The 21,877-nt window shown below is 51.4% G+C and carries 17 protein-coding genes; 5 read left to right on the top strand and 12 right to left on the bottom strand.

Translation table 11 applies throughout. The features are described 5' to 3' along the window. Positions 1-36: 36 nt before the first annotated feature. Together ACYU8Y_RS25800 and rbfA are read right to left on the bottom strand one after the other, a co-directional pair. The gene (locus tag ACYU8Y_RS25800) at positions 37-1,245 is read right to left on the bottom strand and encodes an ABC transporter permease (protein WP_460941055.1); all 1,209 of its coding nucleotides are present in this window, start codon (positions 1,243-1,245) and stop codon (positions 37-39) included. Between the two features lie 78 nt (positions 1,246-1,323). Then, complete coding sequence (gene rbfA, locus ACYU8Y_RS25795; RefSeq protein WP_460941054.1) at positions 1,324-1,707, bottom strand: 30S ribosome-binding factor RbfA; 384 nt, start codon at positions 1,705-1,707, stop codon at positions 1,324-1,326. Between the two features lie 215 nt (positions 1,708-1,922). On the opposite strand from rbfA, the gene ACYU8Y_RS25790 reads away from it, so the two are divergent. Then, on the top strand, positions 1,923-3,332 hold the full coding sequence (locus tag ACYU8Y_RS25790; RefSeq protein WP_460941053.1) for a hypothetical protein: 1,410 nt from the start codon (positions 1,923-1,925) through the stop codon (positions 3,330-3,332). A gap of 82 nt (positions 3,333-3,414) precedes the next feature. Next, the gene (locus tag ACYU8Y_RS25785) at positions 3,415-4,203 is read left to right on the top strand and encodes a queuosine precursor transporter (RefSeq protein ID WP_460941052.1); all 789 of its coding nucleotides are present in this window, start codon (positions 3,415-3,417) and stop codon (positions 4,201-4,203) included. A 75-nt stretch (positions 4,204-4,278) separates the two neighbouring features. Here the strand turns inward: ACYU8Y_RS25785 and ACYU8Y_RS25780 are convergent, their stop codons facing one another. Next, on the bottom strand, positions 4,279-5,241 hold the full coding sequence (locus ACYU8Y_RS25780; RefSeq protein ID WP_460941051.1) for an alpha-E domain-containing protein: 963 nt from the start codon (positions 5,239-5,241) through the stop codon (positions 4,279-4,281). A gap of 250 nt (positions 5,242-5,491) precedes the next feature. On the opposite strand from ACYU8Y_RS25780, the gene ACYU8Y_RS25775 reads away from it, so the two are divergent. Both ACYU8Y_RS25775 and ACYU8Y_RS25770 read left to right on the top strand, forming a co-directional pair. Beyond that, on the top strand, positions 5,492-6,301 hold the full coding sequence (locus ACYU8Y_RS25775) for an NIPSNAP family protein (protein ID WP_460941050.1): 810 nt from the start codon (positions 5,492-5,494) through the stop codon (positions 6,299-6,301). Positions 6,302-6,355: 54 nt separating this feature from the next. After that, the gene (locus tag ACYU8Y_RS25770) at positions 6,356-7,738 is read left to right on the top strand and encodes a Gfo/Idh/MocA family protein (protein ID WP_460941049.1); all 1,383 of its coding nucleotides are present in this window, start codon (positions 6,356-6,358) and stop codon (positions 7,736-7,738) included. 101 nt (positions 7,739-7,839) lie between these two features. On the opposite strand, the gene ACYU8Y_RS25765 is transcribed toward ACYU8Y_RS25770, so the two are convergent. The 9 genes from ACYU8Y_RS25765 to ACYU8Y_RS25725 all read right to left on the bottom strand — a co-directional run bounded on the left by ACYU8Y_RS25765 (position 7,840) and on the right by ACYU8Y_RS25725 (position 19,032). Continuing rightward, positions 7,840-9,048, bottom strand: a complete 1,209-nt coding sequence (locus tag ACYU8Y_RS25765; protein WP_460941047.1) for an OmpA family protein — start codon at positions 9,046-9,048, stop codon at positions 7,840-7,842. A 109-nt stretch (positions 9,049-9,157) separates the two neighbouring features. Then, entirely contained in the window at positions 9,158-9,766 is a 609-nt protein-coding gene (locus tag ACYU8Y_RS25760) for a hypothetical protein (protein WP_460941046.1), read from the bottom strand. Between the two features lie 72 nt (positions 9,767-9,838). Further along, positions 9,839-11,686 (bottom strand): ABC transporter ATP-binding protein, encoded by a 1,848-nt coding sequence (locus tag ACYU8Y_RS25755; protein ID WP_460941045.1) that lies wholly within the window; start codon positions 11,684-11,686, stop codon positions 9,839-9,841. A gap of 104 nt (positions 11,687-11,790) precedes the next feature. Continuing rightward, entirely contained in the window at positions 11,791-12,777 is a 987-nt protein-coding gene (argC, locus tag ACYU8Y_RS25750) for an N-acetyl-gamma-glutamyl-phosphate reductase (protein ID WP_460941044.1), read from the bottom strand. Next, complete coding sequence (locus ACYU8Y_RS25745; RefSeq protein WP_460941043.1) at positions 12,774-13,976, bottom strand: glycosyltransferase family 9 protein; 1,203 nt, start codon at positions 13,974-13,976, stop codon at positions 12,774-12,776. The genes argC and ACYU8Y_RS25745 overlap by 4 nt, the downstream gene beginning before the upstream one ends. Positions 13,977-13,979: 3 nt before the next feature. Next, a complete protein-coding gene (locus ACYU8Y_RS25740; protein WP_460941042.1) occupies positions 13,980-15,170 on the bottom strand; it encodes an argininosuccinate synthase in 1,191 nt (396 codons plus the stop codon). A 104-nt stretch (positions 15,171-15,274) separates the two neighbouring features. Then, complete coding sequence (locus ACYU8Y_RS25735) at positions 15,275-16,153, bottom strand: diacylglycerol/lipid kinase family protein (RefSeq protein ID WP_460941041.1); 879 nt, start codon at positions 16,151-16,153, stop codon at positions 15,275-15,277. A 158-nt stretch (positions 16,154-16,311) separates the two neighbouring features. Next, positions 16,312-18,186 (bottom strand): cytochrome-c peroxidase, encoded by a 1,875-nt coding sequence (locus tag ACYU8Y_RS25730; protein WP_460941040.1) that lies wholly within the window; start codon positions 18,184-18,186, stop codon positions 16,312-16,314. Between the two features lie 93 nt (positions 18,187-18,279). Beyond that, positions 18,280-19,032, bottom strand: a complete 753-nt coding sequence (locus ACYU8Y_RS25725; RefSeq protein WP_460941039.1) for a TrmH family RNA methyltransferase — start codon at positions 19,030-19,032, stop codon at positions 18,280-18,282. Between ACYU8Y_RS25725 and tamL the strand changes: the two genes are divergently transcribed. Next, positions 19,031-21,733: a translocation and assembly module lipoprotein TamL gene (gene tamL, locus ACYU8Y_RS25720; RefSeq protein WP_460941038.1), complete on the top strand. Its 2,703-nt coding sequence runs from the start codon at positions 19,031-19,033 to the stop codon at positions 21,731-21,733. The two genes, ACYU8Y_RS25725 and tamL, sit on opposite strands and share 2 nt — an antisense overlap. Positions 21,734-21,877 lie beyond the last annotated feature (144 nt).

The following is a 21,877-nucleotide window of genomic DNA, read 5'->3' as shown; positions in this document are numbered from 1 at the left end:
CCGCCGGGCATTTCAACCGGCCCAAAGAACGTCCATTTACTGAACATTGGCGGCTCGTTGAGCGGGAAACCAGGATGTTAGAATTGTCACGACAATGCTTAATAGGCCCGTGAGTAAAATATCGCTGGTATCAAGACGTACCGGATACGCATCGACGATCGAGCTGGCCATACCCATGCGAATAAAGCCGTAGTTTTCCTGCGCCAGACAAATACCGACGCCCAGAAACAAGCCAGCCAGGGCTCCGGTAAGGGCGATGATTGCCCCTTCGGCAAGAAAAATACGACGTACCACCTGCCGCGTAGCCCCCAGCGCATACAGAATTCGTATGTCGGCTTTTTTCTCGATGACCAGCATGGACAGGGAAAAAAATATATTGATTGATGCGACCAGAATGATGAACGAAAGCGTCAGGGCTACGAACAGCTTTTCCACGCGGATCGCTCGGTAAAGGTCGACGTTTAAATCGTCCCGGCTTTGAACCACCAGGTCTTTCCCAACCACATCCTGCAAGGCCTGCCGGGCTTGCCCTTCATTGGTACCGGGGCGAAGCTGGATTTCCAGGCTCGTTACTTCGTTGGGTTTGTAGCCAAACAAGGCCCGTGCCGTACGAATGGGGGCCAGCACAAAATTGTCGTATTTCGATTCGATAAAGAATACGCCAGCTACGGTCAACGCTTCGCGGTTGAATGCACTGGGATTAAGCACATTGAACGTTTGTCCGCTTTCAGGATAAAGGATTTCCAGGGGCGTTAATATATCGACGGGGGAAATGGTCAGATCGTTGCGAACACCATCAGCAACGATCGCATAATTAACACCATCCCGGCGAAACATCAACTTACCTTCGAGCATAGCCGAGTCGAGCTGCTGCCGTTGAACGTAGTTATCGTCTACCCCTTTCAGGCGAATAACGGTCTGGGCATTGCCATAACGGGCCAGTGCATTATCCTGCGCAATCGACGTCAATAAACTAACGCCCGGCGTTTGGCGCAGCTGTGCGAGCAAGGCAGGCGAAGCCATAAACCGCTTACCCTGTTTGGGCGCAACGGTCATATCGGCTTCAAAGGTTTTAAAAATCTGCCGGTTCAACTCTTCCATTCCGTTGAATACCGACAGCACCACCACCAGCGCCATCGTGCCTACGCCCACGCCGAGCATCGACAAAATAGACAGCCAGCTAATGAAACTGCGTTTCTTCCGGGAGAAAAAATACCGACGGGCAATCCAGGTGGGGAGGTTCATTTTGTAAAAGTGAAAGAGCGAAAAAGTGAAAGAGCGAAAAGCGGCTCTTCCTGGGCGCTCTTTCGCTCTTTCACTCTTTCACTCATTATCTTCATCGTCCTCCGCCGGGGCGGGTGGGATGTTGATGCCGGAGAAAAGCTTGTCCATTTTATCGGCATACTCGGCCGTATCGTCCAGAAAAAAGCTAAGGTCAGGCACAATACGGAGCTGGTGCCGAACGCGGTCGCCTAGGTGCTGCCGGATCACTTTTCCCTTCTCCTGAATCGTTTCCAGCAAAAGCTGCTTATTCTTGGACGCCAAAAAGCTGAGATATACCCGTGCAACGCTCAAATCGGGCGATACCCGGACACTGGTTACGGTAATAAATGCGCCGTTGAACAAATGCGGCACTTCCCGCTGAAAGATCTCACTCAGATCTTTCTGTAACTGCCGGGATACTTTCTGCTGTCGTTTCGATTCCATACTATCGGTACTTGGATACTACCTGAACGGTCCATTCGGGCGAATGGTTTACATTCGTTCGGGCGTCAATTCTGCAAATATCCGCCCATTTTTCCGTTCTGCCGAAAATGACCGTAATTTTACCGGGAACAGTGGCCAATAAGTCGCTTCTATAGTCTCCTATTTGCCGTGAACTGCTCTGCGAAACGGATAACTGTTAACTGCTTCACAACCCTTTGCTACGCTTTTTTCACTCTTATTTCCCCTACCAGTACGTCAGTCTGATGGGTCTGCTGATTCTTATTCGCCTGCCCTTACTGCTCCATCCATTTCCGCTGCTGATTCCGGAACTGAACTGGATGATCGTTGGCGAGCAAATGAATCAGGGCTATTTGCTGTACCGGGATATCTGGGATAGTGTCAGCCCGTTGTCGGCGCTGGTTTACTGGGGAATACACAGTGTCTTTGGCCGGTCGCCCCTGATGCTTCACGCAGCAGCCACGCTGGTGTCAATATTTCAGATCGTTTACTTTAACTACCTGACAAATAACCGGGATGTATACCCCGACCGATCATTCTGGCCGGGGCTGATTTACATGCTCTTTATGCACCTCTCGTTCGACTGTCTGACGCTCTCGCCGGTGTTGATGTCAACGAGTTTTCTGCTGCTGGCCTTCGGAACCCTCATCAAACAGATGGACCGTCGTGGGGCTACCGACGAAGTATTTGAAGTAGGCTTTTACATTGGCATTGCAGCTCTTTTTTACCTGCCTTCTGCCTTGTTTATTCTGTGGGCCATTCTGTCGCTACTGTTCTACACGGGGGCTACCTTCCGACAATATTCATTATCGCTCTTTGGTTTTCTGTTTCCCTTCGCGGCTATCGTCCTGATCTACTACCTGATGGATAGCCTTGACGATTTCAACCGGAACCTGTTGTCGTCGGTATTTCGGGTTCGGCAATATTCGCTGTCCGACTTTCAGTCGCTCATAGCCTCGCTCTTTATTCCCTTGGGATTGGGTATACTCGGCTTCCTGAGCTTGTTCAACCGGGCGGGGCGGTACGTTAATTTTCAGCAGCGAATCCAGCAAATCATGTCGATCTGGTTTCTTATTGCCGTATTGACCATCGTCCTGATGCCCTTCCTGGCGCCTATGGTCTTTCTGAGTTTTGTCCCGCCCATGGCTTATTTCACTTACTTTTACTTCGAGAATATTCGTAAAGCCTGGTTAGCGGAGATCATCTTTGTCAGTGCCTTTTCTCTCATGCTGTTGCTGTTCTATCAGGGCGCGTTCGGGTTGATTCCGGGTGCCGACCTGGGGCGTTTGAGCAGTTTGCAGGTACGCCCCTCTCCTCTACCGGATAACATTACGAACCGACGTGTGCTCATCATTGGGGAAGACCTGAGCGCCTACCGCCAAAATCAATTGGCAACACCTTACCTGAACTGGGATCTGGCCAAATATGACCTGAAGAATCTGGACAACTATGAGTCGGTCATCAATGTGTTCGACCACTTCCGGCAGGACCCGCCCGATTACATCATTGATCGGGAAAACGTGGTGGACAAACTGTTTCAGCGTGCCCCGGCCCTGTCGCTCCGGTATGAAAAGACAGCCACGGCAGGGGTGTACAAGCGAAAATGAATAAAAGTTTGTAGTTTGTGATCTGTCAGTCACGATTCATAAACGACTGCCGATTAAGCCTACATTTCAAACCGTAAACTTCATGGCTTCCTCCTTTACCAATAAGCGTACAAATCTTTATATTTTTCTGAGCGCGGTCTTCCTGACCAATGCGCTCGTTGCCGAAATTATTGGCGTTAAAATTTTTTCGGTCGAAACCTTACTCGGCACCAAACCAGCCCAGATTCACCTGTTCAGCGATTTTGTCCTCGACTTCAACTTAACGGCGGGTGCCGTGATCTGGCCGTTTGTGTTTATCACGTCCGACATCATTAACGAGTATTTTGGCAAGGCGGGCGTCCGACGCATTTCGTTCCTGACAGCCGGATTCGTTGGCTTTAGCTTCCTGATCATTTACGCTGTTACCAACCTCCCGCCCGCGCAATTCTGGCTCGATGTAAACGCAAAAGACGCGGCAGGCAACCCCATCAATATCAACAATGCGTTTCAGATGATCTTCCGGCAGGGGCTGGGTATCATCATCGGCTCGCTTACGGCCTTTCTGATTGGGCAAATTTTGGATGTATACGTCTTCCACTCCCTCCGAAAAATTACGGGCAACCGGCAAATCTGGCTGCGCGCCACTGGGTCAACCCTCGTTTCTCAGCTCGTTGATTCCTTCGTTGTGCTGGGTATTGCCTTTTATGTTTTTGGCAACTGGTCGCTTTCCCAGGTCATGGCCGTCGGCATCATCAACTACATATACAAGGCCACTTCGGCCGTTGTGCTAACGCCCCTGCTGTATGTAGCACACTATTTCATTGACCGGTATCTGGGAAAAAAACATGCCGAAGAACTTGTCAATGAATCGGCGATGAGCTCGTTTATGTAGAAAAACGAACTCGCTCATCGCTGACCATTTTCCAGCGATGAGCGAGTTATTGAACAGACTCGTTTTAGCTTGGCATTACACCTCGACTGGTTTTAAATCGAAGTAGGTTTCGAAGATGGCGCTGCCAATTTCATTGGTACGGGTCTGAAAATTATCGAGGTACTGATGCAGACCGGATTGAAAAATATCCGCGGTTTCGGTAAACTCAATTTCTGTCCGAAGTTTAGAAAGCGCCCGCTCGGCAGAATTGCCAAAGCCGCTGGTGATGTTGTTGCCCGAGATCTCGTAGAGCGACAATTCGGCCTGCCGGATGCAATGCGCTACCGCCCGCGGAAACATTTTGTCCAGAATCAGAAACTCGACAATGCTCGATGGAGTCAACGACCGATACTGCTGCCGGTGCATGTTGTAGGCACTGACCGACTTAAGCACAGCGGACCAGATCATGAGATCGATTGTCGACCCTACAGCGTCGATTTGCGGCAACAGCGTGAAATATTTCACATCCAGAAAGCGGGAGGTTTTATCGGCCCGTTCCAGGAAGCGGCCCAACCGGCCAAAGTGCCAGGCTTCATTTCGCGTGATGGTTGCGTCGATAATGCCATAGAAAAGCTGGACGCTGTTGCGAATTTCCGTAAAAAAATTCTGCGTCTGAATTTCACCCCACTGCTGCTGTGGCGACGTGTCGCGGACCATCAGATAAAACTGATTCAGATGCTCCCACATTTCTTTCGAAATGACTTCACGGATGGTACGGGCATTTTCCCGGGCATAACTCAAACACGTCACAATGGAGTTTGGATTACGCTTGTCGAAGGTCATAAATTGAATGACATTCTCCCGCGTGGGTTCTTTATAATATTTCGTAAACTGGTCATGATCAGCCGTTGCGATCAGCAGCGGCTCCCACTGCTGATCTACGTTGGGTGGTAGATCGAGGGCGAGGTTGAAGTTCACACTCATGAAGCGCGCATAGTTCTCAGCCCGCTCAATGTATCGATGCATCCAGTAAACAGAATTGGCAACGCGACTCAGCATAACGTATAAAATTGGGATAAAACGATGAATGGCCAACAAAAATAAGGTATTCCAGCAATCTATTAATAAAATAGATAAATTCTTCGAAACCCAACCAAATAACAGAGGGCATATGAAAGAGTTCATTCTAAGCGGACATCGGCGCTTCTGACAGGAATAAAGTCCTTTTTTACCCGATGGGTGAGGTTAGAAAAACAACTTGAGCCGCTTCTGTGTATAGACCACGTTGTTATTTCCTCTCTACAATATTATGATAGACAAACTGTATTCACTAGTTCTAATTAGCCTGCTTTTCTGCACGGCCACGTTTGCCATGCCTAATCAAGAGTCATCAACACCGGGCAAATCCATGCCGGACAAATCCGCGCCCAGCTCTAAATTCTATGAAGTCCGGATCTACTACCCAACACCCGGCAAGTACGCCGAAATTGTCGACCGTTTCCGCCAGTATACGACCAAGATTTTCGAAAAACACGGCATGGAAAACATTGGCTACTGGACGCCGACCGATACATCCCGGAAAGAATTGATCTACATTCTGGCGTATCCAAGCCGGGAAGCCCGCGATGCCTCCTGGAAAGCCTTCGGCAGTGACCCGGAATGGAAGGCTGTTGTCGCCAAGACCGAAGCCAACGGCAAGCTGGTTGACCATGTCGATCAGATTTTCATGACTGAGGCCGATATATCACCTAAGCTAAAACTCAGTCAAAAATCACCTGAACGGACGTTTGAATTACGCACTTATACCGCAACACCGGGCAAACTACCCAATCTGTTGAGCCGATTCCGCGACCATACGATCAAACTATTTAGTAAGCACGGCATGACGAACGTGGCCTACTGGGTAACTCAGGAGAAAGATGCATCGGCCCAACCCAAACTGGTTTATATACTGGCGCACCCCAGCGAAGCCGAAGGAAAAGCGCACTTCGACGAGTTTCGGAAAGACCCCAAATGGATTGCGGCCAAAGATGCCTCGGAAAAGGAAGCGGGTGGCTCCCTAACAACCAAAGTTGAGTCGGTTTACATGAAACCAACGGATTACTCGCCGATTAAATAAATAGACTAAACAACCCCTTCTGACAATCGGTTTCTGACGTAAACAACTTACGTTATGAAACCGATTGATCATTTAGTGACTAACCTGATTGGAAATTCGGCGCTGTCTCGTCAGGACTTCCTTCAATTAACGGGGCGTAGTTTGGCGGTTGGCGCTTTGGGTACGGCGCTGGCAGCGTGTGAAAAAAAGCCTGAAGCGACGAACGCTACCCAGCAGACAGCCAGCACATCGAACGGACCCGTTCCTAAACTACCCGCCACATCGCCCCCGGCCGAAGTACCAGCCGACTCCACCAAACCCATTGAGCTGGAACAGATTAAGGCCAAAACAGAACAGCAGGAAGGCCCCACGCCGACGCCCATGCCCGACGATAAGCGAATAGGCTACGCGCTTGTGGGACTGGGGCACCTAACGCTCAACCAGATTTTACCGGCCTTCGGCTCCTGCACAAAGTCGAAAGTAGTGGCCTTAGTAAGTGGTAGCCCCGAAAAAATGCAGAAGGTCGCTACCCAGTATGGTATCAAAAAAGAGAGCTGCTACAGCTACGCCGACTACGACAAACTACGTGATAACAAAGAGGTAGATGCCATTTACATCGTGCTGCCTAACGGAATGCACGCCGAATACACCATTCGGGGAGCGCAGGCGGGTAAACATATTCTCTGCGAAAAACCGATGGCCAACACGGTTCAGGAATGTCAGGCCATGATCGACGCCTGTAAAAAAGCGGACCGTAAACTGATGATCGCCTACCGGATACAGTACGAGCCCCATAACAAAATGGTGCGCGACATGGTCCAGAAAGAACAGTTCGGTAAAGTAAAGAGCATTATGGCCAACAACGGCCAGAACTCGGACAACCCAAAACACTGGCGGTTCAACAAAGCATTGGCGGGCGGTGGTGCCTTACCCGATGTGGGTCTGTACTGTCTGAATACCATTCGGTTTGTACTCGGCGAAGAACCCACAGAAGTTGTGGCCAACGTTCACAGCACGCCCAATGACCCCCGGTTTAAGGAGGTGGAAGAGCAGGTGAACTGGCTCATGAAGTTTCCAAGTGGGGTGCAGGCCAGTTGCGCCACCAGTTACGGCCACCATGACGACAAGAATTACAAAGTGTTGGCCGACACCGGCTGGATTAAAATGGATCCCGCTTTTCCGTACACAGGTTTGCAGTTAGAAACCAGCCAGGCACAGGGAACCGAGAATCAGATTATCCAACATAAAATTGCCGACAAGGATCATTTCGCTACCGAGATGGATCACTTCTCCGACTGTTTACTGGAAAACAAAGTGCCGTTTACCCCAGGCGAGGAAGGCCTCCAGGATCAGAAAATCATTGAAGCCATTTATCAGTCGGCTCGGGAAGGCAAGCCCATTAAATTACCAGCGGTGAGCAAAAAGGATGCGTTCCGGGGACCTGAACCAAAGGCCTGAATAAACCATTAACTCGATTACGATCGTATTGATTTGCATAATTCCGGCGTTTAAAACCGAAGTAGGATGAGCCAAATCAGTACGATCGACCAAATCTGGATTCAGATAACCACAAACTCCACACGCCTGTTTTTCCGGCGGTTCTCTTCGTTGTTATTGGGGGCAATTGGGTCGATGGGTCCACGGCCAACCGCTTTCAATCGTGCTTTTTGAATGCCTTTGCCAAGCAGGTAGTCAATAATTGCCTGACATCGGTCCCGCGAAAGCTTTACATTCAGATCAAAGTCACCCTGATTGTCGGTATGCCCCCGAATCTCGATTTGTAGAGCTAGATTGGCTAACAGAACAGCAGCGAGCTGATCTAGCTCCGTAAATGATTGCGGCCGTAGCACAGGGCTACTCTGATCGAAGTAAATATTATTCAACTGAATAGGCTTCCCTTTTTCGATGGCCCCAAATGGTTGCCTGACGGCCGTTTGAACTTCTGAGCTTATTGGTTTGTCTACCGGAGTCGGTATAGTGGGCTTGTCGATAGGCGGACCTGGTGGACTCGCATTACCAACGACTGATATTTCCGGCAAGGCCTGGGGCTTAACCGTTTCTGGCTTTAGGCTGGCTGTCAGAATAAACCGCGCTTCATTCTGGGCGCTGTCCAACTTTATCGGCTTCACAAAATCAGCATACCCTTTGGCTATACTGCTCACCACGTAGGTCCCTTTGCTCGGTAATTCTATTTTAGACAAACCCGTGGTCGCATCGGGGGTGAGGGTGATGGATGTCATGCCACTAATCTTACTACTGATGGTAAAGCGGGCGTCGGGAATAATTTTGTTTGTTGTCCTGTCAACGGCCGATACCGTCAGGCCAATAGTCATCCGATCCAGTTGCGCATCGAACTCGTACCGATTACCCTGAGGAGAGAGCGTGATTGTCATGATGCGCTGGGCCGACTTATACCCTGCGGCACTCACGTCAATAGACAGGTTATCAGGCTTTTCGAATACCCGAACGAGTTGCCCATTCGCAATGGCAACTCGTTCGGTCCGGTTGGTGACTCGCGACGTCATAACAGCAAAGGCCGATGTCAACGGCCTGGTAATGTCGCCCGAAAAGACCTTGATCGTCAGTACGCTGGGTTTATTTTTTCGCGCAGAATCCGCTGGTGCTATTGGTGCCAGCGCTGGCCTATGGGCACCTCCTGATGCTTTGATGCGCGAGTAATCAATAACCTGGCTTCGAACCCCATTGGAGCCGACAAACAGAAAATACATAACGAATGTCAGTAGTGCCTTTTCACTATATCGGGTCATAAGCGGCCTATGCATCTGTGATCTTGATTGATCCGATTCCTTTCTTTTGCCCTGGTGGCTTATTGCGGCTTCGACCCTCAACGATGGGCAAGAGATTAGCCAATACCCATTAACGAGCAGCCGTCGTGGACACCGGCGGATTGATCATAATGTGTGCCCGGTGGGTGCCAGGGTCCATAATCCAGGGCATACCGGGCGCTTCGGGCTTCAGGGGCAGGCCTGTACTTTCGGCAGTCGCATAGGGAATGTAAACGACATAACGCAGATAGCCATCGGTAACCTCTCCGGTAGCCATGTCATAATTTTCATCTTTTGCCGTGTACGAAAACAGTGTTGACGGATGCGAAGGCATTTTCAGTTTCTTAGCCTTCACCTCCTGCTCACGCATGGCCAGGATTTCGGCTGGTTTTTTACCCGCCTGCTTCAATACCCGACCCCGTTCCATGAACGGATCTAAATCACGGTGGTAGCACGACACGCTCAACCCTTTCTGAGCCGGATCATCAGCCAGACACACCAGTTCATTCGTTCCCTTCCGCAAAATGACAAACTGATTTTTATCGGAATAGCCATACACCGTAGCCCCATCGCGCTTGTCGGCGGGGGCCGCCAACACAGCCGTTTTAATTTGTATTTCGGCCGATGGTATAATAGGTGTCTGTGCCATAGTCGCAGCGCCTATGGCCTGAAATGCGAGAAGAAGCGTGAGTTTTTTCATGATCAAGTAAAGGTTTATACGTTTGTAAAATGGCGCGATGCTTCAAATTCGTGCCCAATATTACACCCATTACTATTGATATCCCCTCGCCTGTAAGCCAAATAATTCGGCGTAGCGGCCGTCTTTTTCCAGAAGCTCATAATGGCTTCCGATTTCGAGCAGGGTCCCGTTTTCCAAAACCAGAATGCGGTCGGCCATCCGGACAGTGCTGAACCGGTGCGAAATAATAACCGATGACTTACCATCGGTCAGTGTACCGAAGCGCTGGAAAACTTCGTATTCAGCGCGGGCGTCGAGCGCGGCCGTCGGTTCATCCAGTATGATCAACTGGGCATCGCGCATGTAGGCCCGACCAAGCGCCACTTTTTGCCACTCGCCCCCCGACAGGTCGACGCCCTTACCGAACGAGCGACCCAGCTGCTGGTCGTAACCACCAGCGAGTTTGGCAATGACAATATCGGCCAGACTCCGTTGCGCTGATGCTTCGATGCGCGGCTGGTTCGTTCGTTCGTCGATATCACCAACAGCGATATTGACTCCCGCCGACATTTTAAAGCGCGTGTAATCCTGAAAAATGACGCCGATGTTACGCCGAAGCTCCATCAGGTCATACTCCCGCAAATCATATCCATCGAGTAATATACGGCCCTCAACCGGATCGTAGAGCCGGGCCAGTAGCTTGACCAAGGTCGTTTTACCGGCCCCGTTTTCGCCGACCAGTGCCAGTTTCTCGCCAGCCTGAAGCGTAAACGTGAGATTTCGCAATGCCCAGCGTTCGGAGTTGGTGTATTTAAATCCAACATTGTCGAACACAAATCCTTCCCGAATTGGGTTCGGAAAAGGGCGTGTTGTTTTAGGCGAATGAATGAGCGGCTTGATAGCGAAGTAATCGAATAGATCCTGCAGGTAAATGGCTTCCTGGGTCAGGCTGCTGAACTGGAGCAAAATTCCTTCCAGCGAAGCCCGTACCTGCCGAAACGAACCGGCCAGAAAGGTTAGATCACCCAGGGAAATCTGGCCGCTGACGGCCCGCATCACAATCCAGACATAAGCACCGTAATAGCCCGCCGTACCGAGCGCCGTCAAGAGCGTTCCCCACCCGGCCCGACTAATAGCGATTGCCCTGTTTTTCAGATAATACTCCCAGGACAACGACCGGAAACGATCGATTAAAAAACCGGATAGCCCAAAGATCTTAACCTCTTTAGCCGTCTCGTCACTGGCCCCGATGAAGCGGAGATAATCGAGTTCGCGCCGTTCGGGTGTCCAGGAACGGGACAACGAATAGCTGCGCTGATTAAAGTAATTATCGCCAATAAACGAAGGAGTTACAGCTAACAGAATCAGCAGCAATAACCAGGGGTTGTAAACCGCTAGACCAGCCGCCAGAAAACCAACCGAAATCAGTTCCTGAACCTGCCCAAATACGCCGGACAACAACACCGTCCGGCCGGTCGTCTGGCGTCGGGCACGCTCTAGTTTGTCGTAGAAGGTAGCGTCTTCAAATTGTTCCAGATCGAGTGTGGCCGCATGTTCCATCAGCCGAATAGAGGTCTGATTGGCGAACAGATCACCCAGCAGCCCATCCATTAAGGCAACGGCCCTGGCCAGGGCCGTCGACAAGATCGCCAGCCCAAATTCAGCCCCAACGAGCCACCAAATGTAATTAGAATCGTCGGACGTATGCCGGGAAAGACTAACGACCTGATCAATAATCAATTTGCCGACGTACAGCGTAGCCGCCGGAATAGCCGCCCGAATTAAACGCAGTGCAGCATTGCCAAGAAACAAACCGGGCGAAACCTGCCAGACTAACTTAAAAAATGCAGGCAGGTTACCCAACGCGGCAAAGCGTTCGCGCCAGCTCACCTGATCCTTCGCGTCCGTTGGGGCAGCGTGTGGAATTTCTTTTTTTGCCATATCTAAAAAGACAAGGTCGACCGGGGATTAGTTCATCGTTCCGATGGACAAGTCCTGGGTTGACCCTGGTAAAAGAAATGGCAAAAAACAGTTGTCTTCGTTGGCTAAAACGCCACTGATTTAAGGCGTAATCCCGTGTCTTCGGGTAAGCCAAAAACGAGGTTCAGGTTTTGAACAGCGTGACCTGCTGCGCCTTTCGTCAGGTTGTCGATAACACTGGTGATCAGCAACTGTCCATCGTGTACTTCCAGATGAAGCAGGCATTTGTTGGTGTTGACCACCTGTTTTATATCCACCGGGGCATCGCTCAGATGCGTAAACGGGTGCGCTTCGTAATAGGTACGGTACAAAGCTTTCGCATCGTCCAGGGTTCCGGCAAATGGCGTGTATACATTGGCCATGATACCGCGGGTGAAATCGCCCCGGTAAGGCACAAAATTGATCGCAGAGCTGAAATCAGGATCGAGCTGGTTCACGCTCTGCCTAATTTCGGCCAGGTGCTGGTGCGTGAAGGCTTTGTAAATCGATACATTGTTGTTCCGCCAGGTGAAGCCCGTTGTCGGTACCAGGGCCTGGCCCGCGCCGGTGCTGCCCGTAATGGCGCTCACCTGTACATCGGCGGTGAGCTTACCAGCTTTGGCGAGGGGCAACAGGGCCAGTTGAATACTGCTGGCGAAACAACCGGGATTGGCAATGCGCATCGCTTCCTGAATACGCTCCCGATTAAGTTCCGGAAGACCGTACACGAAGTCGTCGTGCTCATCACGAAAATCGGCGCTAAGGTCAATGACCGCCACATCGTCCGAGACATCATGATCGGCCATAAACGTAGCCGAAGCCCCATGGCCTGAACACAAAAAGATAGCGTCCAAGCCTTCCTGAGCCAGTAATTCCGTTATGTCCTGACCCGAAAACGTCAGGTCGGTATCGCCCAGTAAGTCGGTATGTGTTGACCAGACTGGTTTTCCTGCCTGGCTTTTGCTGTGCGTAAACGCGACGTCAACAAATGGATGGTTGATCAGAATACGCAGCAGTTCACCACCCGTATAACCCGCTCCGCCAATAATACCTACTGAGATTTTATCTGTCATGCTTTCTTGACAACCATCGTTTGCAGCCATTGCAGGGCCTGATTCGCTACGTCTTCGTTGAACTGGTCAACATAGACACTCGTAAAACCAGGCCGGTCAATGGTCAAACCACGGCTGAATTGGTGGTTATGAAATACAAGCTCTGGATAGTTCGCCAGAGGGAAAAACTGTAGCCCGGTGCCGTTTTTGAAAAAGGAAACGGTCGGGCAAAAAATAGAACACAAATGGGCAGGTAACGATTCCAGCGTGAACGCAATCGTTGCCTGTTCTGCCAACGCAGCGACCTCCGCTAAAGACAGTAGATTCACCGCTTTGTGAATTCGGTCGCGCTGATCGGGGTACGCTTCGGCCAACTGGTCCATCAACTGCGTCGTTTGCGGCAGTTGACCACAACCTACCAGGACAAAATCCGTTTCGTCAAGCAGTTGTTCTACCAATTGCTGCCAGAAACTAGTAGGCAAAAAACGGCTGGCCTCCCCACTTTCCGGAAACAAAACCAGCACCGGTCGGGCATTTAGAAAAGGCAATTTTTGCCGAACGGTTACGCGGGCGGATTCCGGAAAATTGAAGTACGGCTGGATATCCGATAAACTGGCCTGCACGCCGATCGAGCGCAGTACGTCCAGCATAACGTCCAGATGATGAAACTCACCATCGGGCAAAAAGAACTCCTCATCCAGCAAACCACCAAACCCCCGCGAGCCAAAACCGACGGCTTTCTGCACCCGGATCGAGGGCAGCAGGAAGTGCATCGGCGAATCCGAGAATCGGACATCCACCGACGCCGTGTATGTTTCTTTGGTTAAGAGCTCGATGGCGGCTTCTGTGGTGCGAATATGATCACGCCACTTGGCGAACTTACTGATTGACCGGCGATTGGTGTTGGCGTGGTTGAGGTGAATCAACCGGCGGATGTAGGGGTTATTGGCCAGAATAGGATCGCACCAATCCCCCGCCACTACGTCGATTACGCAGGCAGGATAGGCTTGTTGAATGAGCGGAAACAGGTAAGACAAGGTCAGGGCATCGCCTAGGTGCCCTGACATCATTAATAAAAACCGGGGAGCATTGGTATCGACCTCTACAGGCTTTCTCCGCTTATGGTAGCCACGGGCGTAGGCATCTACGGCAACATCGAGTAGCTGCAACGGATACGATACGCTTCGGGGCGCACAATATTTTCTTGTCTTCCCAATCACTAATTACTGGTTATTGATTTTCTCGTAGATCATCACCTGGTTGGAGGCCACTTTCGAGAAGCCCCGCACGTCGTCTCCGGTCCAGGCATTGTTCATTTCGCCATAAGAACCAAATTTCGACGACATTAGGTCATGATCCGACTCAATACCGAGCACCTGAAAACGGTAAGGAGCCAGCAACACATGGACCTTACCCGAAACGTGCGCCTGCGTATCGGCCAGGAATATCTCGATGTTTCGCATGACAGGATCCATAAACTGACCTTCGTGGAGCATGGTGCCATACCAGTTGGCCAGTTGCTCTTTCCAGTACAGCTGCCACTTGCCCAGCACGTGTTTTTCGAGCGCATGGTGCGCTTTTATAAGAATCAACGGCGCTGGTGCCTCGAAGCCCACCCGGCCTTTGATACCAATAATCGTGTCGCCAACGTGAATATCACGACCAATACCGAACGGTCCGGCCAGTTCGGTCACTTTCCGAATAGCATCGACCGAATTCGCGAATTTCTCACCGGCAACCTCCTTGATTTCTCCGTGCTGGAAAACAAGTGTGATGGTCTCCGGCTCCGTTTTGCTTACCTGCGTTGGCCAGGCCGATTCGGGCAGAAACTGATCCGATGTCAGGGTTTCTTTTCCACCAACCGATGTACCCCACAAACCTTTGTTGATCGAATAGGCGGCCTTATGCCACTCCTGATCAACTCCTTTCGCCTTGAGGTACTCGATTTCGGCTTCGCGCGACAGACGCAAATCGCGGATGGGCGTAATGATTTCGGCATCGGGCGCAATAATCCGGAATGCCATATCGAAGCGCACCTGGTCATTGCCAGCACCAGTACTACCGTGGGCAATGGCCGACGCGCCAATTTCGCGGGCGTATTCGGCGGCTGCAATGGCCTGGAAAATCCGTTCGGCACTCACCGAAAGCGGATACGTATTGTTTTTCAGCACGTTACCAAACACCAGAAACTTCAGGCATTGTTGGTAGTAGTCGTCTGTTTTGGAAATCGTCACGTGGGATTTCACCCCCAGCGAGTACGCCCGCTCCTCGATGGCTTTGAGTTCGTCATCCGAGAAGCCGCCCGTATCGACCAGCACCGAATACACATCCATGCCCCGGTCTTCGGACAAATATTTAACGCAGAAGGAGGTATCGAGACCTCCGCTAAAGGCAAGAACTACTTTTTGAGACATCTGAAGAAAGGACACCCGGCGATTTTACGCCTGTTGTCAGAATGGTTTTTGCGGGGCAAATATCGGGCTTTCAGCATTATGTTGCACGAATGAATTGAGGAGAGTTACAACAGCACCAGCAAACTTCCCGGCAAGATGCGTACATCGGCCCGACCAGATGCGAGTGTCAGGGGTTCACCATCGGCATGAATTAGTAGAGGGCCCTCAGTCTGCACCGTTGCGTTGGTAATGGATTGACCGTGCCAGTAAGCTGACTGGTTGAGTGATTTGTTGAACAAACGCCAGGTAAGCATACCGGCCGCCTGCACGGGAAAAGGGCGAATTTCGCATTGCTCCAGCCGACCGTCGGCAATGTTGGCGGTGGGTGCCATCCAGGCATTATTGCCAAACTGACCGGCATTGGCAAACGTTAGCGAAAATATTGTCCGCTCCTGCCCATCAACCCTGAATGAATGCGCTTTATATTGCCGGAAGGCCTGAAACGCCGTGCGAATATACGTGGGCAAACCTCGTACGGGCTGCCGGGCAAAGGCATGAGCCACGTAGGCTTCAAAACCCATCCCGGCCGTGCAGAAGAAGGGGTGCGCATTAATTTCACCACTATCAATAACCACAGGTCGGCCGTTGAGTGCCCGCTCAATGGCTTTGAGGGGAACCAGCGGAATACCCAGATGCCGCGCCAGCCCATTTCCGGAACCAATGGGAACAATGCCCAACGCCGTTGCCGAGCGCCGGAGCGCCTGGGCCGTTTCGTTGATGGTGCCATCGCCCCCAATGGCCAGCACCCGATTGACGCCCCGCTCAACAGCGGCCTGTGCCAATTCGGTAGCGTGGCCCGGATGCGTTGTAAAAATGGCTTCGGGGGCAAAGCCGAGAGCCTCCGCCCGACGCATGAAAGCGTCCTGAAGCAGGGCTTTCTGAGCAACGGTCGTGGTGCCAGACAGCGGATTTATAATGGCCAGAACGGCCGAGCGATTAGCCACTCAGGAAAAAAAGATAAACATGATCAGAATGAAAACGACGATAAACACATAGTACCACCCGTCGGAGAAGATATACGGTTTGTAGTCGTCGTAGAATTTGCGGACTCTTTTCATCGGTTGTTACGGAAAATTTGCCGTAAAGATAGTAAGTGTTCCTCCTAATACCGACCACCGGCTTTTCGCCGGTTCAGGTTTGTGCTGCCATCGATCGTTGGCAGTCGAGCGGGGCGGTGGCTCAGTCCTGTCGTATCCGTCAGAGCTTTCAAAAAATCGACCAGGGCTTTTTGCTCTCCTTTCGTCAGATTGAGAGCTGTTTCGGGCAAGGTTTGTCCATCGAGCCGAATACCAATTCCCCGGCCGCCACCCCGATTGTAGAAATCAACGACCTGTTCCAGCGTTTGATAGACGCCGTTGTGCATATAGGGCGCGGTAAGGGCTACGTTCCGAACACTAGGGGTTTTGAAAGCGAACCGATGCAGATTTTTCTGATACGTGTTATATTTCCCCGAGTCCGTATCGAGTTTGGCATGTTTTGTTTTTCGGCAAAGCGGTACGCCAATAATTTCGCTCTCCGTCTTTTCGTAATGGGGCGGCACAAACCCATTGTAGATTGGAAAAAAATGGCAGGTAGCACACCGGGCTTTCCCCAGAAATAAGTTGAAGCCCAGTTGTTCACTGGCCGTCAATGCTACCGTTTCGCCCCGCAGGTAACGATCCGGGCGGGCATTCAGCCCCGTCAGGCTACGAACATAACACGCCAGCGCATTACGTACGTTTGCCGCAGTTAATCCAGCCGGGAAAGCTTGGGCAAAGGCTTTTTTATAGGCCGTACTAGTCGCCAGTTTCTGCACAACTTCATCTGGCGATGTGCGCATCTCATGGGCACTGCTAAGCACATCATGCGCCTGATCTTCGAGGTAAAACGCTCGGGAATCGTAGAATTGAGCATTCTGCAAACCCGCATTGATGAGCGTCGGCGCATTCCGAAGTACTTGCTTCCGACCACTGAACGAGCGGCTTTTACGTCGCCCATCCGTAAACGCCCGCTCGGGCTGGTGGCACGAAGCGCACGTCCGCGCATTATTGCCCGATAGCAACGGCTCAAAGAAGAGGGTCTTGCCCAAAGCTACTTTCTGCGGAGTGCTGGTGAACGATCCAAAATTAATCAGATAGTCAGGCCGAAAAGCGCCCGAGTCGGAGAGCGTGGCCACGGTTGGCGACAGAAAACGACTGGTGGCAGCGGCCGGAATCCTGAGTTCCTGCCGGGCCGCTTGCAACGCCCGACAAAGTGGGTAAAGCTGTTGCCGGATAAAGGTAACCCGATCGAAAACAGCAAAATCAGCCGCCGTCTCCAGAACACGGATCGCGTCTGTCCAGCGCTGATCGAGCTGGGCAGACGTTGGTACAGACAAACGGTTGGCATACGGCTTAAACGCATCCTGAAGGGTGTGAAGGCTCAAAGCCGCTTCCGACAGCCCCGTTTTGGCCTCGGGTGCATCGTAGCCTGTGATTCCTGCGGTGAGCAGTCGGAATAGCTGCTGCCGCATGGCATCCAGGAGGTTGGTGTCCGTTAACTGATCGGCGGGAATGCCCTGCTCCAGACGAGACGCATAGGCCAGCAATACGGTTAATTCGCGGGTGAGATCTGCTTTTCGGGACGGTTCGTAAGCGGGGAACAAAAATGGCTCTATCACTTGCAGACCCGTCGGTAAAATGGGCGTTTGCCCCGGCTCCGTTCCTTCAACGTCGACAACCGGGGGGCCGTTGACGTGACTAGCCAAAAATGGCTGGTAATAATCCAGCAACCATTCGAGACGCTTGTAGGCCAGCCGACTTCGCTTGAAGGCGGCCTGGAGTGAATCGGCAGGTACATCGGTCGTCACATACCCGGTTAATTGCTGTAGTGATTGCTGAAACGCTTCTTTATCGGCCAGAAACTGTCCATAAACAACGGGCCCAACCGACTTTTCATCGGTCGGCAAGAAAGCAAGACTACCCGCTACCAATAAAAATAAACGAAGTATGTGATACATAAAGTCCTCTAAACCCGGAACTCCCGTCATATTTTACCAAAACAGAGGCTCCGCCGTTGCGGGATCTCTGTCTTGGTAAAATTTCAGTCAAACTCATTTAGCCGTAATGACCCGCTGCCAGTTATCCAGCAACACAGCCGTCGCAATGCCCACGTTGAGTGATTCAGCATCGCCGTAACGGGGAATAGTAACCCGCTGGGTAACATACTGTTCTGTCTCAGGCCGTATTCCATTCGATTCATTTCCCATGACCAGATAACCCGACTTGCCAAAATCCAGCGTATGAACGTCTTCGCCATTTAGAAAAGCGCCATACACGGCCTGCGTCGACTGCTGTAAAACCTGTTCAAGATCACCGTACCACCAGTTCACCCGCGTAAACGACCCCTTGCTGGCCGAAATGACTTTGGGGTTGTACACATCGGCGGTGGTTTCGGAGCACAGGACTTTACGCACGCCATACCAATCGGCAATGCGGAGGATGGTGCCCAGGTTACCCGGATCACGAATATCATCTAAAATCAGGACAATCTCATCGGGTTCGGCCAATAGAGGGCGGTTCTCTTTCGTTCTGACCACAGCCAGGGCTGCATTATTACTTTCGAGGGTTCCGGCCCGCTGAAGGTCGGCCACTGACGCGATTTCGACGGGCGTTCGTTGGTGATCTGTCAGGTGAGCGTTTTCTTTGTAAAATTCTTCAGTCGCCACGAGCAGTTCCGTTTGAAAGTCGGACTGCAACACCTCCTGAACGCTCTTGGCCCCTTCGACCAAAAACGCGCCATGCTGCTGCCGATATTTTTTCTGGTGCAGCGACTGAATATATTTAAGTCTATTTTTAGAAAGCATGATCAAGATGTATGGTATAGGATGTAAGGTATATGATTGGTTGGCGGGCTACGCATCCTTTACCCTACACGCTACATCGCGAATTAGTCTGTTGCTACTGGTCGTTTCGTTAGCTGGCTGTCTGAGTTCCAAACAGTTAAAGACAAACGGCTACATCCTCACGTCACAAACGGTACGGGGCAACCGGGCCATATCCAGCGAAAACCTGCTGAGCCTGATTCCGCAAAAGCCGAACCGGCGACTGCTTGGCCTGCCTATCACCACGCAGCTATGGCTGTACCAACTCGGCCAGCGCCGGTACGACCGGAATGAAGCGTTGCGCAACTTACAGGCCAAAACTAACGAATTTGAACAGCAAAGCCAGTTGGTCGCCAATCAACCGAAAGAACTCAAGAAGCTAAATCGGCGCTATGGCCGTCAACTGAAACGCCTTCGTCAGAAAGCCGAAGAGGGGAACTGGGTCATGCGAAACCTGGGCGAACCACCCTCCTATTTCTCCGAAAAAGACGCGCAGGCCAATGTGGCGAAGATGCGGAAGTACCTGTCCGATAAAGGTTTTTTCAACGCAAAAACAGCCTATACGCTCGATACCCTGCGCCGAAGCCAGATTCGGGTCAATTACCTGGTTACGGAAAACGCGGGCTTTTATTTGCGCAACATCGTCTACGAAATTGCCGATCCGCGGGTAGATTCCATCGTTCGGCAATCGTTCGATAAATCGAAACTTAAGGTAGGAGAACGGTTCGATTTTGAGAACATGTCGGGTGAGCGGCTCCGCATCGAAACGTTATTGCGCGATCAGGGCTATTACACCTTCTCCCGGCAGTATGTTCGGGCAACCGATGTCGATACAGTTCGCCGGGGCAACGATCGCCGTTTCCGCGACGGCCTTGAACCGGGCGATTCCCTACGGCGCAATGTCGATGTCACGCTTCAAATCATGAATCCGCCGGAGCAGTCGGCCCACCCGATTTATCACATTGGGGAAGTAGAGATGCAGATCAGTTCGGCCGAATCGCTGCCAGCCGTCGATAGATCCCTGGATTCAACGGGGGCCATAAATATACCCGTGGCGCCTGTCACCCAATTTGATACCGTTAATCGCAATGGCGTTCGGTATTTGCTCAGCGGGCGTAACTTATCCGTGCGCCTGCTGGATTCGAAGATTCTGCTCCGTCCCAACCAACTGTATAGCCAGACGAATTACCGCGATACCCAGCGGCAACTCTTCCTGCTGAACCAATTCAAATTTGTCAATCTTAACTTCATCGATACCACGAATCGCCGACTGAAAACGCTCATTACGGCCACGCCATTAGACAAATACGAAGCAACAGCCGAGGGAGGCTTCACGAGTTTGCTTTACCAGGGCATAGGCTATCCGGGGGGATTTGGCAGTTTGATATTCCGGGTCCGGAATATGTTTGGTGGCCTGGAAACGTTCGAAACGACACTCCGGTATGGACTGGAAGCACAAACGGGCTTTGTCTCTGATCCGAATAATCTTAATAATGTCGTTTATAGGTCCCAGGAATTAGGGATAAGTAGTTCCCTGACATTTCCGCAAATTTTATTTCCGGGGCCTGTTCGCTTTGCCTTCAGGCGATTTGCGCCCCGAACCCAAATCAGTCTGAGCTTTAATAACACGTTTCGGCCCGACTTCCGGCGGTCGCTTCTTCGGGCCACCATGGCCTATACCTGGCAAACAACCCCTACCAAACAGTTCAACTTTCTGATCGCCGATATTAACCTGATCAATGCCGGCAATGGCACATCAACCGTTATTACCGAAGCCTTCAATGCTCAGTTAGATTCATTAAGAAGGCAAGGCAGTACCGTTTATTTGAGTTTCCGACGTTCATTAAGTTCAAGTTTTAGCTTTGCCTACACATACAACACGAATGTTCCAGGCCAAAACCGACGAGCTAATTTTCTTCGGGCGGTAATTGAATCGGGTGGAACGACACTCAACTTTTTACCGAACAGAATCATTTCAGAATGGAGTGACCAAAGGACTGGCATCGGGCTACAGTTCTATAAGTTTCTGCGGGGCAACGTTGATTTCCGTCACTACGTTCCTATTCGAAATCGTACGACCGTGGCGTTTCGCATTAACACGGGGGTTGCCTATGGGTATGGCCCCGATGGCGGCCCGGTTCCGTACGAAAAATTCTTTTTTGCGGGGGGCAGCAACAGCGTCCGTGCCTGGTTGCCCCGTCGTCTGGGACCCGGTTCCGCCTTTCCTTACCAGACCGACCCTTCTGTACCCGCCATCAACAAGGATAATGATCAGTTTATTTATCTCTTCGAGCAGCCGGGCAACGTGCTTCTCGAAGGTTCTGCCGAACTGCGCGGACGCTTGTTTCATTTGGGGGCCGATATAGACGGTGCCCTTTTCATCGACGCCGGCAATGTCTGGACGTTGACAAATAACCCCTCCCGACCGGGCTCTGTCTTTCGGTTCGATACATTCTTCCCGCAGATTGCGGTTGGTACGGGCGTCGGATTGCGTTTTGACTTTTCCTTTTTCGTCGTTCGTTTTGATGGGGGCATCAAAGTTTGGGACCCCGCCCGGCGCTACTTAGATTCTGATAATAAATTGGTAGACCATCGATTTATCCTCCCCGAATTCTCTCTGGGCAAGTTGACAAGTGGTGCCAACCCATTGGTCATTAACTTCGGAATTGGCTATCCTTTCTAGCTAGGTTTGTCGTTTTCTGTTGTAATTAACCAAATTACTATCCTCGGTCCGATTCTTCATCGGCCAGGGAGGCCGATTGTGCACACTCCAGGATTAGACGATCCTGCCCGCACGCTGGTATCCGTTTATTCCTCTCTTAGTTAA

Source organism: Spirosoma humi (assembly GCF_054776575.1).
Note: the sequence above shows the minus strand (reverse complement) of the source record. Positions and strands in the feature narration are given on the sequence as shown.

Bases quoted from the DNA above. Each gene is read 5' to 3' on its own strand.
- ACYU8Y_RS25800 (WP_460941055.1), bottom strand. From the start codon at position 1,245: ATGAACCTCCCCACCTGGATTGCCCGTCGGTATTTTTTCTCCCGGAAG.
- rbfA (WP_460941054.1), bottom strand. From the start codon at position 1,707: ATGGAATCGAAACGACAGCAGAAAGTATCCCGGCAGTTACAGAAAGAT.
- ACYU8Y_RS25785 (WP_460941052.1), top strand. From the start codon at position 3,415: ATGGCTTCCTCCTTTACCAATAAGCGTACAAATCTTTATATTTTTCTG.
- ACYU8Y_RS25780 (WP_460941051.1), bottom strand. From the start codon at position 5,241: ATGCTGAGTCGCGTTGCCAATTCTGTTTACTGGATGCATCGATACATT.
- ACYU8Y_RS25775 (WP_460941050.1), top strand. From the start codon at position 5,492: ATGATAGACAAACTGTATTCACTAGTTCTAATTAGCCTGCTTTTCTGC.
- ACYU8Y_RS25770 (WP_460941049.1), top strand. From the start codon at position 6,356: ATGAAACCGATTGATCATTTAGTGACTAACCTGATTGGAAATTCGGCG.
- ACYU8Y_RS25765 (WP_460941047.1), bottom strand. From the start codon at position 9,048: ATGACCCGATATAGTGAAAAGGCACTACTGACATTCGTTATGTATTTT.
- ACYU8Y_RS25760 (WP_460941046.1), bottom strand. From the start codon at position 9,766: ATGAAAAAACTCACGCTTCTTCTCGCATTTCAGGCCATAGGCGCTGCG.
- ACYU8Y_RS25755 (WP_460941045.1), bottom strand. From the start codon at position 11,686: ATGGCAAAAAAAGAAATTCCACACGCTGCCCCAACGGACGCGAAGGAT.
- argC (WP_460941044.1), bottom strand. From the start codon at position 12,777: ATGACAGATAAAATCTCAGTAGGTATTATTGGCGGAGCGGGTTATACG.
- ACYU8Y_RS25740 (WP_460941042.1), bottom strand. From the start codon at position 15,170: ATGTCTCAAAAAGTAGTTCTTGCCTTTAGCGGAGGTCTCGATACCTCC.
- ACYU8Y_RS25730 (WP_460941040.1), bottom strand. From the start codon at position 18,186: ATGTATCACATACTTCGTTTATTTTTATTGGTAGCGGGTAGTCTTGCT.
- tamL (WP_460941038.1), top strand. From the start codon at position 19,031: ATGATCAAGATGTATGGTATAGGATGTAAGGTATATGATTGGTTGGCG.
- ACYU8Y_RS25725 (WP_460941039.1), bottom strand. From the start codon at position 19,032: ATGCTTTCTAAAAATAGACTTAAATATATTCAGTCGCTGCACCAGAAA.